We start from the raw sequence: 16,411 nt of genomic DNA, 5'->3' as shown, positions 1-16,411 counted from the left end.
GTTTTTCGGGCAAAGTTAATTTTGGCAAAATTTAAGGGTTAAGTATGAACAAACAATGTTTTCGCGTGATTTTCAGTAAAACTTTACAGCGTTTAGTGGTGGTTTCTGAATTAGCAAAATTAGAAGGTAAATCAACTGAAAGAAATGACTTTAGAGTTTCTCATCTGGTAGCTCAATTAAAACCATTAACCTTTAGCCTATTCTGTGCTTTGGGTTTTGTTGCCTTTTCGGGTAATGCGCTTGCGGAAACCTTAATTATTCAAGCCGATAAAACTGCTCCGAAAAATCAGCAGCCTATTGTATTACAAACTGCGAATGGATTACCGCAAGTTAATATTCAAACACCTAATGATAAAGGGCTTTCCCATAATAAATACCGCGAGTTTGATGTTACAGAGAAAGGTGCCATTTTAAATAACAGTCGTACTAATACCCAATCCCAACAAGCAGGACTTATTCAAGGTAACCCTTACCTTGCACGTGGCGAAGCTAAAGTTATTTTAAATGAGGTCAATTCTAACAAGCCTTCAGTGATGAAAGGTTATGTGGAAGTTGCAGGCAAAAAAGCCAATGTGATTATTGCGAACCCAAGCGGATTGTATTGCGAAGGTTGTGGGATTATTAATTCTGACCGAGCAACTTTTACTACGGGTAAGCCTGAAATCAAAAATGGTCAAGTGGATAACTTTAAAGTTGAAGTGGGTAAGGTAAAAGTCAGCGGCAAAGGTTTAGACAACAGCCGCGTGGATTATACGGAGATTCTTACTCGAGAAGCAGAAATCAATGCGGGCATCTGGTCGAAAAAAGAGACCAGTGTTATCACGGGCAAAAATACTGTCAAGCGGTCAGAAACTGATAAAAATTTGCAAATTATTCACACAAACCAACCGCTTGCGGGAGAAACAAAACCACAAGTGGCAATCGATGTGGGTGAATTAGGTGGTATGTATTCAGGCAAAATTCACTTGATTGGTACAGAAAATGGTGTGGGTGTACGTAATGCTGGACATATTGGGGCGAGTGCCGAAACCCTGCAAATTGATAGTCAAGGTCGAATTGTCAATACTGGCACACTTAATGCAGTTAAACCAGTGACTTTAACCGCAAGTCAAGGGATTGAAAACAAAGGTAAAGTTGAAAATAAACAAGGCGATATCAAACTGAACAGTACCGCTGATATTAAGCAAGACGGTTCTCTTGTTGCTCGTCATGGTAATATCCATAAAACAGCATCGTCTCAAATTACCCAGAATGGAGAATCTGTTGCTAAAGGTAGCATTACCTATCAAGCACCTAAAGTGAGTGCTTCAACCCAATCACTGATTGCTGCCGGTGTAGAAGTCAAAGATACCGCACAAGGTGAAGTGCGTTCTCTTGAAACCAATTCTGCTCAAGGAAAAGACATTACGGTTTTGTCCACGACAAAAGCGACCTTACAGGGAAAAAATCTTGCTTCGGGTAAGATAAATGTTCAAGGTTCAGAAATCGATCTTGATAATAGCCATACCTCAGCTTACGATGTGAATGTAACAGCTCATCAAGGCCACATTCAAGCGAATAGTGCAACGTTGATTGCAGATAAAACATTATCATTAAGCACACCTACCGAACTCCAAACACAACAAAGCTACCTTAAAGCAGACAAAATCACCGCTAAGCAACGTTCACTCACTACACACAATGCAGTTTGGGAACAAACCGGCACTGATGAACTGAAAATTTCGGTCAATGATCAACTCAAAAACCAAGGCGGTACCTTTAAAACACAAGGTAATTTAAGTATTCATTCCCAGGGAATAGATAATCGACAAGGTCGATTATTGTCAAATGGTAAATTAATAGTTAATGCTGGAACAAGTTACATTAATACGACAAATGGCGCAATGCTATCTAATCAGAATCTTTTGATTAACTCAGGTGAACTCATTAATGATAATGGTTTAATTCAATCTAATCAAAATGTTGTTATTAATACTCAGAAACAAACTCTATCTAATAAGCAGACTTTAACAGACACTCAAGATAAAGGGATTGTAGCCCTTGGTAAGATGAATATTCAGTCTGCAAATATTACCAACCAACAAGGGCGTATTGTCAGTGTAGGGAATCAAACTCTTAATGTTACAAATATCGATAATCAACGAGGCTTGATTTACTCTCAAGAAAATTTGGCTTTAAATGCTAAAAACCTCACTAATGATCAAGGGAGCATTCGTTCTGCTAAGCAGGCAGATATGACATTATCAGATAATTTCAATCAGCAAAATGGCTCTCTCCAAGCACAGGGATTAAATTTAACTGCAAATTCATTGAGTTCAATTAATCACAGTGTAGTTTTTGCTGAACATCTGAATATCACAACGTTAGCAGAGCTAAGTAATAAAGATAGTCAAATTATTTCGAAGTTTGATGGTAATATTACAACAGGGGGTAAGTTAGATAATACAAATGGCACTATTGGTAGCCAGCAAGGTTCTTTAAAAGTTGATACTAATAATCACACTCTAGAAAGTGAAAAGGGAAATATTGTTGCAGCTCAACATATTAATCTCAATAGTGGAATGATTGAAAATAACCAAGGTCTAATTTTAGCAAATGAAATTACTATTAATAGTAATAACCAGTCAATTAACAATCAAGATACATTATTGGAAAATCAGAGTGATAGAGGGATTATTGCACAGAATTTATTAGCTCTAAATACAGGCTCCCTGAATAACAATAATGGAAATATCCTTTCACGAAAAAATAGCACGGTAAATACTACGTCACTCGTTAATAATCAGGGTAAAATACGTACTCAATCGCAACTTAATTTAAATACCAATATACTCTCTCAGAATGCAGGTTTAATTACTGCGAATATTCTCAATTTAGTTGCTGACTCCATTAAATCAAACAAACAGAGTGAAATCAGTGGTAATCAAGTGAATGTAACTACACAAGCCCTTAACAATCAAGGGAGTAAGTTGATTGCACAGCACTCAGCACACGTTGGTGTAAAACAGGGGATTCAGAACCAAAATGGTGTACTTGCTAGCCTTGGGGAAAGACTGACTATTAATAGTCACCAATCAGATCTCAATAATGTAAAAGGTCTTATTTCAGCACAAAATGGTACGCTGAACCTAGATGCTAATACTCTCAATAATCAACATGGATCTATTCGTGCAAAAACAGCAGGGGTTACAACATTACAAATCTTAGATAATCGCAATACGCTTTCAGATAAATATCAAGGTATTGTAGTAACGGATTTAACCTTGAATGCTAAACAACTTGATAACCAAAACGGGCAGGTTGCGGTCTTGAATCATGCTACACTCCAAGTCTCTGATATCCAAAATCAGTCAGGTGAAATCCTAGTGGTTAATAATGGTTTATTGAATGCAAATAAAATTAATAACCAAGCAGGTAAAATTGTTTCTACGTCTACTAATTTAACTATTGCTGCACAAACAGTACTAAATAATCAACAAGGAATAATCGGTGCAGAAAATCAGATTACATTAACGACCAAAGGCTTGGATAACCAACAAGGTAATATCACCTCATCAAATCAGTTAATCATTAATACTGCTCAACAACAGATTAATAACCAAGATGGTTTAATTTTCTCTAAAAATCAGGCTAGTATTAGTTCAGGCGAAATGAATAATCAGAATGGTCTTATTCGTGCAGATAATGCACTCTTAATTAATACTAACCAAAATGTGATTAATAACCGAAATACTCAAGATCTAGAAAAAGGTATTGTTGGATTGGGTAGTGTGGTTTTACAAGGAGTATCCACTCTACTTAATCAACAAGGTAAGCTCTATGGTGGAAGAGAGCTTAATATTACTGCTGTAGACAGTACACAAAATCAGCAGGGCATTATTCAAAGTAACGGTAATTTAACCTTATCAACCAAAGCACTTGATAACCAAGAAGGTAAGCTCTCTTCTTCTAGTGCAAATATTAATGCACAAACAATCAATAACAGTGGGATATCTCATAATGGTTCGCTCATTTATGCAGATAAATTAACACTTAATACAGAGCAACTTGATAACCAAGGCACAAAAGCAAAAGGTAATATCCCGACACAAGGTCTTCAGGGGAAAGATATTACCTTACAAACTTCATTATTAAATAACCAACATGGTGGAGTTTATAGTTCGAATAATGTTTCTATAACTTCAAATAATAGTTTGGATAATCTGGATGGAGAATTATTAGCTGTTAATACAGTGAATGTATTAAATCGTGGTAATTTAACAGTAAATAATGATAATGGGCTAATTCAAGGTAATAAAACCATTAATTTAAATGCAAAAAGTTTGGAATCTGAAGGGAATATTAGAACTAAAGGTGACTTAAATATCACCTTAAAAGATAGCTTTATTTTAAATAATGCTTTTGAAGCCGGCAATCTCACTCTTAAAACAGAGGGGGACTTCACTAATAATGCTGAACAAACAATTGCGAATAAAATGACAATTTCAGCAAATAACATTGTGAATAACGCCAATTCAGAACTTTCATCAAATGAGACAACGCTTAATTCAAATACCTTAACGAACCGTGGTTTAATTGATGGAGTAAAAACCTTAATCAATAGTACTACTGTAACAAATATTGGCACAGGAAAAATCTATGGCGATCATGTGGCATTTAATTCTTCTACGGTCGAAAATTTAGCAGAAACGGTAGATGGAGAAACTAAAGCTGGTACGATTGCTGCAAGAGAAAGATTAGATTTTGGTGTGGAAAAACTGATTAACCGTGATCACTCACTGATTCTTAGTTTAGATAAACTTTCAATTGGTGGACAATTGGATGAAAACTATCATGCAACAGGTAAAGCTGATTTTGTAGATAATGGGAGTGCAACTATTGAGGCTCTTGGAGACGGTAAAATCAATACCGCTCATTTATTAAATCAAGATCTCTATGTAAAAACAGGGATTGATACTAAAGTTGAAAAAATCGTTGAGCATGCATTAGGTAACAATTCCGACCGTTATCGAGAAGGGAGAGACGGTTATTATAATGTCAATAATGGTTCTAGAAATCCATATTCTTATTTTCAACTAAATAATGGTACGAGAATTGAAGGATTTGGTTGGTATTCTTGGTTTTATAATCAAACAACGAACACAACGACACTAGAATATACAGATCCAGCTAAAATAGCTATAGGTGGTTCATTGAAGTTAGATGGGGAAGATTTACATAATAAATATAGTCATTTATTAGTAGGTAAACAACTTTGGCTAGGAGATACTATTTTTGATAAAAATACTCAAAATAGTTCATTAGATGGAGGTAGAGTAAAACTTCATAATGAGGATATTATAGGTGAAATTAATCGTCAGGATAATGGTACTTATCGTATTGAATACCGTATTCGTAAGAAAAAAGGAAGAAAAGGTCATTACCACTACCATCATAATGGATTGAAATATGGACCTTATGCTCACCCAACTGAACACTTTTCATTTGATCAAGTACTTAATACTATCGGCACACCAATCACATCCAGTGCAGCAGTTGATGGTAAAACAAAAGTAAAAGATATTCAGTTAGATACCATCTCGATCGTGTCAAATAATGTAGATACCCCAAATACAGTTTCTATTGCGAAAACACAATTGGATAATTCTATTGGTGCCAATGCAGAAATTACGCTTACTCCAATTATTGATAATCATAATATTATCAGTTCCGGACAAGTCATAGCTAAATTACAAACAACTGTTGAAAAATTTGATGCTGAGAATGTATCTAACATGACTATGCCGATGGTACAAACTCATCTTCCAGATGTTCGTTTACCACAAGCAAGTCTTTATAAAATCAATCCAGATTCACCAAATGGGTATCTGGTCGAAACCGATCCTAAATTTACAGACCGCAAACAATGGCTTAGTTCTGACTATATGTTTGAACAACTTCGTCATAACCACGATAACGTACACAAACGTTTGGGCGATGGTTTCTATGAACAGCGTTTAATTAACGAACAAATTAACCAACTGACTGGCAGACGTTATATTGAAGGTTACTCTAACGATTTAGAGCAATACCAAGCCTTAATGAATAGCGGAGTGAAATACGCCAAACAGTTTAACCTTGCAGTAGGTGTAGGCTTAACCGCGAAACAGATGTCAGAACTCACAACGGATATGGTTTGGTTAGTGAATAAAAAAATCACACTTACAGATGGGCGAAAAGTGACAGCCCTTGTGCCACAAGTTTATTTGGTTGCTCGTAATAGCGACATTACTTCCCGCGGAGCAGTGATTTCAGCCAATCAAATTATCGGTAATGTTGATAATCTCCAAAATAGTGGCGTGATTGCAGGACGTGATTTAACCCGCTTACACAGTAATCAACTGGAAAATCGAGGCACGATTTTGGGTGACACGGTGGATTTATCGGCTAAACAAAACCTGATTAACTTAGGCGGTAAGATTGAAGCGGTGAAAGATTTATCCCTTTATGCAGGGAAAAACCTTGAAATCAGCTCTACCCTTTCATCCACTCAAAGTGCTGACGGCAATTTTGCCCGCACTGTGTTAGACCAACTCGCTTCGGTCAAAGTTACCGGTGAAGGCGGACGTTTAAATTTACACAGTGATGATAACCTCACGATTAAAGCAGCCAATATTGAAAGTCAAGGCAGCTTAAAAGCGGAAGCAGATAAGGTGTTGAGTATTACTACATTTAATGTGAGCAACAAAGAACACTACAACGGCAATGCGGATAACTACTACCGCCTAGACCAGCAAGCTGAAATTGGCTCAATACTAAGGGGTAAAGACGGTGTTCGCTTAGTCGGCATGGAAAATGCTACGCTTCGTCAAGCCACAGTGAGCAGCGAAAACGGTGAAACCTTTGTTGGCTCAAAAGGTGACGTGCGTATTGAATCGGGCGAGCAATCCGAACAATTAGCAAGCAGTTCGAAAGGCAGTACTAAAGGCTGGTTCAGCAAAACCACTGAAACCCACCGTCACTACCACGATACCACCGAAAATATCGGTAGTGAGATAGACGGCAATAAGGTCACACTCTACTCTGAAACCGGCGAAGTGGATATTCACGGCTCTGCGGTGGTTGCCGATAAACAACTACTGATTGACGGCAAAGCTGGTGTGAATATTACCTCTGCGACTAATATGCACTATGCTGAAGATGAACACATTAAAACGAAAAGCGGTTTAATGGGGACGGGCGGTATTGGCTTTAGTGTAGGTAAGAAGAAAGAACAGATTGAACAAGACCAAACCCAACAAAGTGCGGCTCGTAGCCAAGTAGGCAGCTTGTCAGGTGATACGATAATTCGTACAGACGGGCATTACCAACAAACCGGCAGTATCGTGACTTCTCGAGACGGTGATGTGAATATTACCGCTAAATCAGCCAACATTACAGCAGCCCGTTCGGATTATGAGAGTAATTATAAACGGACTTATGAGCAGAAAGGCGTGACGATTGCAGTTAATATTCCTGTGGTGCAAGTGATACAATCGGTCGATTCTGCGGTGAAATCTGCAAAATCGGTGGGCGGCAGTAAAAACGACAGAATCAATGCATTAGGGGCAGCGAATGCTGGTTTTGAGGCATGGCGAACAGCGGAGCAAGTGGGCAAGTTAGCCGAAGCAATGGGGCAAAACCCAACCCAAGCGCTAAGCCAAGATGTGAGTGTGTCAATAACCTATGGCGAACAAAAAAGTGTTGAAACCCAACATAGTGAAGGGAATAAGTCCGAAAAAAGCCAAATCAACGCCGGAGGTAAGTTGAATATCAAAACTAAAGGCGGTGGTAAAGACTCAACTTTAACCATTGTGGGTTCTGATGTATCAGGCAAAGGCGGTACATACTTAAAAGCAGAGGGCGATGTCAACATTTTGGCAGTAGATGAAAACCACCTTGAACGGAGCAAAAATAAATCCAGTGGCTTTAATGCTGGTGTGGCGGTTGGCTATGGCTCAAGCGGTTTTGCGTTTGGTGTCACGGCAGGTGGCAATGTGGCAAAAGGCTATGGCAATGGTGAAAGCCGTGCTTGGGTGGGAAGCCAAGTAGGCAGCCTAGATAGCCGTACCACAATTGAAAGCGGAGGCGATACAAATATTGTTGGCTCACAAGTGAAAGGGAAATCGGTCAAAGTGAATGCGGAAAACCTGAATATCCAGAGTTTGCAAGACACGATGAAGTATGAGGGCAAACAAGAAAGTGCTTCAGCCCAAGTCACGGTAGGTTATGGTGCATCGGGTAGTACTGGTTACAGCAAATCGAAGATGAAAGCAGATATGGCGACAGTTAATCAGCAGGCGGGGATATTTGCTGGGGATGATGGGTATGATGTTGATATCCAAAACCATACTGAACTGACGGCAGGTTTAGTGACTTCTACCGAACAAGCCGAGGCGGAAGGTAAAAATCGTTTTAGTACAGGCACGCTGAATGCCAAGAATCTCGATAATCATGCCAACTACAAAGGCAGTAGCGTGGGAGTCAGTGCGAGTGTGGCAGCAAATTTTGATACGCCGTTGGGGGATAAAGGGATTGCTCAGAGTAATAAACAGGCGGTGAATGAAAATGGTGACCCAATGTATCAAGCAGAGGGGGGCTATAATACTCATGGTTATGGAGAAAAAGTTCTGGCTTACGGCAAAGAATCTTTGGTAGGTGATTTGTCTATTGGTGTTGGCTCTGATAAGGATAGTCAGCATAGTCAAACGATATCAGGAATTAATACCAAAAATCTGACAATTCGAGATGATAAGGCTCAGTTTGAAAGATCTGGTAAAACAGCAGAACAAGCTAAGGAGGCAATTAAGACCGATATTACTGCTGATAATGCTGAAAGCCGTTCGGGTAAACTGGAAAACCGCTTTGATAAGGAGAAAGTATTAAAAGAACTCAATATTCAGGTAAAAGTAACACGTGATTTTAGGAAGAATGCATTTTCGACTATAGATGCTTATGTGCTACCAAAACAAGCTGAATTGAGGGAGAAAATAAAAGTAGCAAAAACCGAAGAGGAAAAAGATGAACTGTATAAGGAAATTTATAAATTGCAATATCAAAAACGATTGTTAGAAACAACGGTAGGGATTATTGCAGGTACGCCTGATATTGCGATCACACAAGGCACACTACAACTTGCTGCGACCAAAATGCGTGAAGAAAGTCTAAAAAATTCTCGTTTATTTGGTGGGATTAAAGATGAGAAAACAGGGCAGATTCTAAGAAATGACAGCTATGATAGTGGTTATTTTGATGGTGTGAAATTAGGTGGGGTACGGATTGACTTAGATGTTATTTGTGGAGCTGATAGATGTCAGACTAATGATGACGGATGGGTGGTTTATAAAGGAAGCAAAGAATTACCATCATTATTGGATGCTATTGATCCTAAGCAAAATAAAAATGCAAGTTCTTTATATGGACCTACAGGAGGATATCAACCTATTCAAGGTGGGTGGTACTTAGGTAGCAGAGAATTTCCATATAATAAGGGAGATTTCTCTGATATGTTGGTGGAGAGCTTTGCTGGAACTCACGATTATTTAGGAGGACAATTACCTAGATGGTACGACAAACAAGGAAATACTTCCCTGAAAAATAATGTTCAACAGTTTTTAGCCGATCGGACAACTGAGATTGCAATTCCTGTTTCTGCACCATTTGCTGTATCTGATTTAATCAGTCCAGATATGATGGAAGTACTATTTAAACTAGGGGGTAATTAATATGAAAAAGATATTATTAATTGTTTCTGCTTTTATGTTAAATGGTTGTTTATATTCTTTTGAAGATGAATGCATTAAACCTATTATTCAAGTGGTTTCTAATAGCTGCCATAAGAATAAAGGAAAAGAATTTCCATTAGTGGCGGGTTACCAAAAGAAAGCAACTCTAGGTCGAACAAACACTGAGCAGAGATGGAAAGACCTTGTTTCTTGCGGTGGAAAATATGGAGACTACAATTTGACTTATTATCCTGAACATCAGGATATTGAAAAATTTTACCAGAAGATTGATGAATGTATGCTAAATAAAGGGTATATATACATAAAAAACAACCAGTGCGGTTATCAGGATCCTAAATGGAATAAAGGAGTATGTAATTTATGATAACAGAAGTATTTGTCATTCCTGTTGCAGTAGCATTCACTATATCCGATTTAGTCAGTCTAGATATGATGAAAGTATTGTTTAAACTAGGGGGTAATTAATATGAAAAAGATATTATTAATTGTTTCTGCTTTTATGTTAAATGGTTGTTTATATTCTTTTGAAGATGAATGTATTAGACCTATCATTCAGGTTGTTTCTAGTAATTGTTATAAGAATAAGGAGGAGTTTCCTGCCATAGCACACTACCAGAAATTAGAAACTATTGGAAAAACGGACTCTAAGCAGAGATGGAAAGATGCTGTTAGCTGTGGCGCGGAATATGGAGATAATAATTTAAAGAAACTTCATAGAGATAATTATGAAAAATTCTGGAGTTGTATGGATAAAAAAGGGTATAAGAAATTTTGGCCAGCAGAATGTGGTTACCAAAACCCTAAATGGGATAAGGGAGTATGTAATTTGTGATTAGAATATTATTGATGATTATTTTATCAAAAAATTAGCTTGACAAAGGCAGTTACAAAAAGAACTGGATTATCAGGTTAAAGTGACGCAAGAGTTTCAAACCATCAATGAAAAGTTGTCGTTCTCGCAGAGAATAAACGAGCGGAAGCAGAGTAGGTAAATGCTGAAGGCAACACAATTAAAGCCCAAGAACTGGAAAACGAAGCGGAGAAATGGGAAACGGGAGGCAGCTATCGACAAGGGGTAGATACGATAACGAATGCGGTTGGTTTAGCCTTAGGTGGCAGCCCAACTGCAGGTGTGGCAGCAGGTGCGATTTCGCCTTATATCAACACAGAAATCAAAAAAGCCACCGAAGGCAATAAAGTCGCGAACCTGATTGCTCATGCCGTTTGGGGAGCAGTAGAGGCTTACACACAAGGTGGTAAGGCTGGCACAGGAGCAGTTGCAGCGGTAACGGGCGAGGTGGGGGCAAACATCATCTCTAAAAACCTCTTCGGCAAAGAGTCAGAGAATTTGACAGAAACGGAGAAACGGACTGTATCGGAACTCATTCAGGTAGCGGCTGGGCTGGCGAGTGGATTATCGTCAAGTGGAGGAAATTCCCTATCAACAGCCCAAGCAATGAAAACAGGGCAAGGAATTGGGAAGAATGCAGTGGAGAATAATTATTTCGCCGTCGATTCAATGGCTCTAGGGATAACAGAAAGTGAAAAAATAGAGCTTGTAGCTAAACAGCTTTTCGATGGAGATTTGCATAAAGCGGTGATATTTATGGATTCTTATAGAAAAGCAGAAGGCCAAGCAATCATTGATAGTTGGGTAGAATCCATAGAAAGTATAATTCACCTTGATCAAACTATTAAGGATTTAGCTTATGCAATAACAAACCCTAACGAAATAATTGATAAGATAGTTCTTTCGGTAGAAGAGCTCGATAATACTTTAGATTATGCAATGAAAAATGATCCTGCTTTAGCTGGAGAAATTCTTGGATATATTGGGAGCAGTATAACTCGAATACCGGGTATAAGTATTGTTTTAGGTGGAGCTGCAGCAAAAGTTGTACAAAAGGCGGCCTATTTAGCTAAAGCATCTGGTGTTACTGTAATAGATCAAGTTAATCGTTTCAAGAATTACTCTATCTTAAATCAAGTGATCAATGAAGTGGATAATATAGCTATTTCAACAAATAAAGGCTTTATTAATGCAAGTAAGGTTTGTAAATCGGCTTGTGAATTAAAACCAACTAATGCAGCAGAAAAAGATTTAATTGAAAAGATAGTTAATTATGGAGATCCGAAAGGTGACTTAACTGAGAAACTAATAAATGAGCTTGCGAAACGTTCAGGTTATACTCCTTTAAAGGGAGGTAAATATGGTTCAAATAATGGTTTTGATCATGTTCTAATCGGAAAAGACGGATCTATTGTTATTATTGATAGTAAACAAATTAGAAATGGTACGATTCAGCTCAGTCCTAAAGGAGTTGGTAGAACGAATCAATTATCACAGGACTGGATTAGTAAAGTTATCCATCAATTACCTAAAGATGATGCTGTACGTGTAGCTATTGAAAAATCTGATCCTAATTCTATTAAAACTGTTGTAGCAGGTATAGATAAAACAAATGGAAAAATTAAGCTAATTCCAGTGAGAGTTCCAAATTCAAAAGGAGTAAAATAATATGTCAGCAAATTATACTATTTATCTGGGTAGCTCAGGAAAGCGTAATTATCAAGAAAGTGTAGAACATGTGATTGGACGTGCAGAATATATTTTAGGTAAAGGATATGCAGATGAAGAAGTAGGAGTAAATTCTTTTTTAAATAAGATATATTCTAAAAAAGAAAATTCATCTTTTTATATGGGGAGGATAGGCGTTTATTATGAAGCTAAAGCATCTCTAGAATTATTATTACATTCTGATGTTACTACATTCAAACAAGATGCCTACGTTGGGGCTAAATTACGAATACTAAGCAGTGAAGAACAATTATCTTGGATAAGTGGTTATAACACCTCTTGTTTCTTTTTACCGATAATGTCTGATAATCCAGATTTAATCCATTTTTTAATTAATTCTCGGAACAGCTTTTTAGGAGAGTATAAAAGGAAAGATACTTATAGTTTCTTTTTAAAAAATACTTTATTGGCTTTAGCCGGTGATTGGGAGAGTTTGAAAGTACGCTCAGAAAATTTTCTGAATGACTCTAAGATGCAAAAAAAAGATGAAAAACGAATTCCTGATCATGAATTTTATATTGCGTTATGTAATAAAGATAATGAAGGAATGAAAATAGCACTGGAAAAATTGCTTGAACCTAAGTTAGCTAAGAACGCGGTTTATGATAATAATGTTTGGTTTGATTTCTATTTGCAAATGCAAGTATTAATGTATGGGAAAATTGCTTCTATTCACGGATTCGATCTGGGAATTGATAGTCCAATAGCCCCTAAAGAACTAATCGAATATAAACCACTAGAAAAATATGAAGACCCTTATGATTTTATGAAAGAATTTGATTATAGTCAGCCATTAGAAAATTGGATTGATTTTTGGAAGCAAAAAACAAATAAAGCTAATAAACAAGAAAAAAACTAGAAAAAGTTTTTTTTTTCTAGATTTTTTAATATTAACTTGTAGAAATAGTATTTCTTAAAAATTTAGTAATAAATCTACCATTTGTTTTAGATGCTGATAACTATTACCGCTTAGTCCCAATGCTGAAGTGGGGAATGTTATTTCTGCGAAAGGTGGTATTCGAGCGGTAACCAGTAATGATTTAACAGTTCGTCAGTTGGATATCACCAGTGAATCAGGGGAAGTGTTATTAGTCCCCGATGGCGCTCTGTCTCTGATGAGTGCCAATGCTTATCTTAATTATGTTGAGGATTTTGCAAATTCTAGAGGTAAATCAACCGCTTGTGTTGGCAAGAGTGAAACACAAGCACCATCGGGTGAAAGATTTATCCCTTTATGCAGGGAAAAACCTTGAAATCAGCTCTACCCTTTCATCCACTCAAAGTGCTGACGGCAACTTTGCCCGTACAGTGTTAGATCAACTAGCTTCGGTCAAAGTTACTGGTGAAGGCGGACGTTTAAATTTACACAGTGATGACCTTACGATTAAATCAGGCAATGATGAAAGCCAAGCGTGGGTGAGAAGCCAAGTAGGCAGCCTAGATAGCCGTACTACGATTGAAAGCGGAGGTGATGCCAATATTATCGGTTCACAAACCAAAGGTAAATCAGTCAGCAAGATACGATGAAGTATGAGGGCAAACAAGAAAGTGCTTCTGCCCAAGTCACGGTAGGCTATGGTGCATCGGGTAGTACCGGTTACAGCAAATCGAAGATGAAGGCAGATATGGCGACAGTCAATCAGCAGGTGGGGATATTTGCTGGGGATGATGGGTATGATGTTGATGTAAAACAGCATACTGAGCTAACAGGTGGTTTAGTGACCTCAACTGAAAAAGCTGAAATGGAGGGGAAAAACAGCTTTGCGACAGGCACGTTGAATGCTAAGAATCTCGATAATCATGCCGACTACAAAGGCAGCAGTGTGGGAGTAAGTACGAGTGTGGCAGCAAATTTTGAGACACCGTTGGGGGATAGAGGGTAAGTACAGAGTTCAAAAACAGTCAAAGATGAAAGCGACAACAGATCTCCCCAAAAGATAATAGAGGTGCTGGTAGTTGTATAGGGCATCAGTGTAAGCAGTATTCTGATGGCGATAAAGTGAAAATTGAAATTAAGGAGTAAATTTGAAGTACTTCAATAAATTAATCAGTATATCAAGTGAGTCTATCAATAGTATAAAGAGTGTAGATTTGCCAGTTGAGTTAAAAAAACTATATAGAGAAAAAAATGGTTTTGTGGCATTTGAAAGTACTTTCCGTATTTATGATATAGATACCCTAGTTAATATTAATAGCTTAATTCAATCAGAGCTGAGTATAGGGGGAATATTTTTTGGCGATAATGCTTTAGGTGAGGGCTTTTGTATCAAAGGTAATGATTTTTATAGGTATGACTTTGAACTTGATGAGTTAGAGTTTATAGGGAAGGGAATAGAAGAGTTTTCTCATGCATTATTATCAAAATATAATTATTATACTGGCTATAAATTAGCTAAGGACTGGATGAAATATAATAATGCGTTGGATATACATAACATTCTTATGCCTATAATTCCGTTTTCACTAGGAGGCGAGTATTCAAACGAAAATTTAGTAGCCTATCCTAGGTATGAGGGTATAAAAATAAAAATTAAATTTTGCAAAACTATCAGTGGATATAGTGATGGCATGCAGGTGAAGCTAGATGAAGTATATAATCTAAATTCCTCTAGCGCTATTTAAGTTACAAACGGTCAATTATGTCGAAAATTTTGCAAATTTTAGCAGTAAATCAACCGCTTGCTTTGGTATGAGTGAGAACGCCCGCACTATCAGAGGCTATGGAGCGTCAGGTAGTTACTACTGAAACAGCAGAAAGTCGTTCGGGTAAATTAGAAAATCGGTTTGACAAGGAGAAAGGATTAAAAGAAATTCAGGTACAAGTTAGTGTAACTAAAGATTTTTTAGATAATGCTCAAGAAGCAAAAGATAAAATCATTGACTCTTATAAAGAGCCAAAACGTAAAGAATTAAGAAAAGCGATTACTGATTATCATAATGCCAATATAGAGAATAAAGAGCAATACAAAGCCAAAATTGATGATCTTATTCAGGATATTTACGCATCAGAACATATTCGTACAGGTTTAGATTTGGCTACGGGGATTGTGGCTGGTGCGTCAAAAGTAATATCAGCAACTACATTAATTTCTGTACTTGATACGAAAAGTAGACGGGAATCGTTTAAAAACTCTTTACTTGCACCACCTATTGAAGACGCTAATGATAGGGGGAAATTATATAGCAATGTAGGACATAACTCAGGTGCATTTGATGGAATTAAACTTAGCGGTGTGCGAATGAATTATGGCATTATTTGCGGAGAGGATAACTCACGATGTGAAACGGATGAACAAGGAAATCTTAAGTAAAGGATTTTTAAATAAAAAGAGTTGCTAATATTTTGAGAAATAAACATTAGCAACTGTTTTGTCCACTTGGCATAGTTTTTGACGGATTAGTAACTATTTTGTCTACTATGCTAAGTTATATGTAACTTAGAACGGAATATCATCATCGGCGAAATTACTCACTGGCGGCTCAGCTTGCACTGGTTTTGGTGCAGATTGCGCAGGGGATTGTGAATAGCCATTGCCATAATTTGTATTGCCTTGATTGTAATTGGTTGTTTGCGGTGCTTGGTTCCAACTGCCACCTCCGTTACCACCGAAATCACCAGCTTGGTTACGACCACCTAACATTTGTAACACATCACCTTGAATTTCTGTGGTGTAACGGTCTTGACCGTTTTGATCTTGCCATTTACGTGTTTTTAGGCGACCTTCCACATAGACTTGTGAGCCTTTACGAAGATATTGGCCTGCAACTTCCGCTTGGCGACGGTAGAACACAATACGGTGCCATTCTGTCGATTCACGGCGCTCGCCTGTGGTTTTATCTGTCCAAGTTTCACTGGTTGCTACGCTAATGTTTGCAACCGCTTCACCATTTGGCATAGTGCGCATTTCCGGATCGTTGCCTAGGTTACCAACGATGATAACTTTATTAATACCTGCCATATAACATCCTCTATGTATTAAATTATGCTTGTGAAATTTTGCGGCATTCTAGCGGTTTTCAACAGAAATTACTAGCCTAAACTGATATTTTGTACAGTTTTTATTTTTGT

Annotated in this window: 10 protein-coding genes; 9 read left to right on the top strand and 1 reads right to left on the bottom strand. The window is 37.5% G+C overall.

All coding sequences use genetic code 11. The features are described 5' to 3' along the window. Positions 1 to 44 precede the first annotated feature (44 nt). The 9 genes from HMPREF1128_RS04365 (at position 45) to HMPREF1128_RS04325 (ending at position 15,653) form a co-directional block, all read left to right on the top strand. Positions 45 to 9,743: a two-partner secretion domain-containing protein gene (locus HMPREF1128_RS04365; RefSeq protein WP_007525501.1), complete on the top strand. Its 9,699-nt coding sequence runs from the start codon at positions 45 to 47 to the stop codon at positions 9,741 to 9,743. 1 nt (position 9,744) lies between these two features. Continuing rightward, on the top strand, positions 9,745 to 10,128 hold the full coding sequence (locus tag HMPREF1128_RS04360) for a hypothetical protein (protein WP_007524029.1): 384 nt from the start codon (positions 9,745 to 9,747) through the stop codon (positions 10,126 to 10,128). Positions 10,129 to 10,230: 102 nt separating this feature from the next. Beyond that, a complete protein-coding gene (locus HMPREF1128_RS04355; protein WP_007524266.1) occupies positions 10,231 to 10,596 on the top strand; it encodes a hypothetical protein in 366 nt (121 codons plus the stop codon). Between the two features lie 300 nt (positions 10,597 to 10,896). Then, positions 10,897 to 12,282: a VENN motif pre-toxin domain-containing protein gene (locus HMPREF1128_RS04350; protein ID WP_007524968.1), complete on the top strand. Its 1,386-nt coding sequence runs from the start codon at positions 10,897 to 10,899 to the stop codon at positions 12,280 to 12,282. Between the two features lies 1 nt (position 12,283). Further along, complete coding sequence (locus HMPREF1128_RS04345) at positions 12,284 to 13,201, top strand: immunity 49 family protein (protein WP_007524786.1); 918 nt, start codon at positions 12,284 to 12,286, stop codon at positions 13,199 to 13,201. Positions 13,202 to 13,467: 266 nt separating this feature from the next. Beyond that, a complete protein-coding gene (locus HMPREF1128_RS04340) occupies positions 13,468 to 13,869 on the top strand; it encodes a hemagglutinin repeat-containing protein (RefSeq protein ID WP_007524453.1) in 402 nt (133 codons plus the stop codon). Then, positions 13,866 to 14,225 carry a hypothetical protein gene (locus HMPREF1128_RS04335; protein WP_007524121.1) on the top strand — a complete coding sequence of 120 codons (360 nt, stop codon included), beginning with the start codon at positions 13,866 to 13,868 and terminating at the stop codon, positions 14,223 to 14,225. Before HMPREF1128_RS04340 ends, HMPREF1128_RS04335 begins: the two co-directional genes overlap by 4 nt. A gap of 142 nt (positions 14,226 to 14,367) precedes the next feature. After that, positions 14,368 to 14,964 carry an SMI1/KNR4 family protein gene (locus HMPREF1128_RS04330; RefSeq protein WP_007524117.1) on the top strand — a complete coding sequence of 199 codons (597 nt, stop codon included), beginning with the start codon at positions 14,368 to 14,370 and terminating at the stop codon, positions 14,962 to 14,964. A gap of 98 nt (positions 14,965 to 15,062) precedes the next feature. Continuing rightward, positions 15,063 to 15,653, top strand: a complete 591-nt coding sequence (locus HMPREF1128_RS04325; protein ID WP_007525227.1) for a hypothetical protein — start codon at positions 15,063 to 15,065, stop codon at positions 15,651 to 15,653. 126 nt (positions 15,654 to 15,779) lie between these two features. Here the strand turns inward: HMPREF1128_RS04325 and HMPREF1128_RS04320 are convergent, their stop codons facing one another. Further along, positions 15,780 to 16,301: a single-stranded DNA-binding protein gene (locus HMPREF1128_RS04320; protein ID WP_007525028.1), complete on the bottom strand. Its 522-nt coding sequence runs from the start codon at positions 16,299 to 16,301 to the stop codon at positions 15,780 to 15,782. Positions 16,302 to 16,411 lie beyond the last annotated feature (110 nt).

The sequence above is a fragment of the Haemophilus sputorum HK 2154 genome, assembly GCF_000287615.1.
Lineage (GTDB): Bacteria > Pseudomonadota > Gammaproteobacteria > Enterobacterales > Pasteurellaceae > Haemophilus_A > Haemophilus_A sputorum.
The sequence above is the reverse complement of the archived record's forward strand: the minus strand, read 5'-3'. Positions and strand labels throughout refer to the sequence as shown.

Excerpts from the sequence above, each read along its gene's own strand:
- HMPREF1128_RS04335 (WP_007524121.1), top strand. The coding sequence starts at position 13,866 with ATGAAGTATGAGGGCAAACAAGAAAGTGCTTCTGCCCAAGTCACGGTA.
- HMPREF1128_RS04340 (WP_007524453.1), top strand. The coding sequence starts at position 13,468 with ATGCTTATCTTAATTATGTTGAGGATTTTGCAAATTCTAGAGGTAAAT.
- HMPREF1128_RS04365 (WP_007525501.1), top strand. The coding sequence starts at position 45 with ATGAACAAACAATGTTTTCGCGTGATTTTCAGTAAAACTTTACAGCGT.
- HMPREF1128_RS04360 (WP_007524029.1), top strand. The coding sequence starts at position 9,745 with ATGAAAAAGATATTATTAATTGTTTCTGCTTTTATGTTAAATGGTTGT.
- HMPREF1128_RS04320 (WP_007525028.1), bottom strand. The coding sequence starts at position 16,301 with ATGGCAGGTATTAATAAAGTTATCATCGTTGGTAACCTAGGCAACGAT.
- HMPREF1128_RS04355 (WP_007524266.1), top strand. The coding sequence starts at position 10,231 with ATGAAAAAGATATTATTAATTGTTTCTGCTTTTATGTTAAATGGTTGT.
- HMPREF1128_RS04325 (WP_007525227.1), top strand. The coding sequence starts at position 15,063 with ATGGAGCGTCAGGTAGTTACTACTGAAACAGCAGAAAGTCGTTCGGGT.
- HMPREF1128_RS04345 (WP_007524786.1), top strand. The coding sequence starts at position 12,284 with ATGTCAGCAAATTATACTATTTATCTGGGTAGCTCAGGAAAGCGTAAT.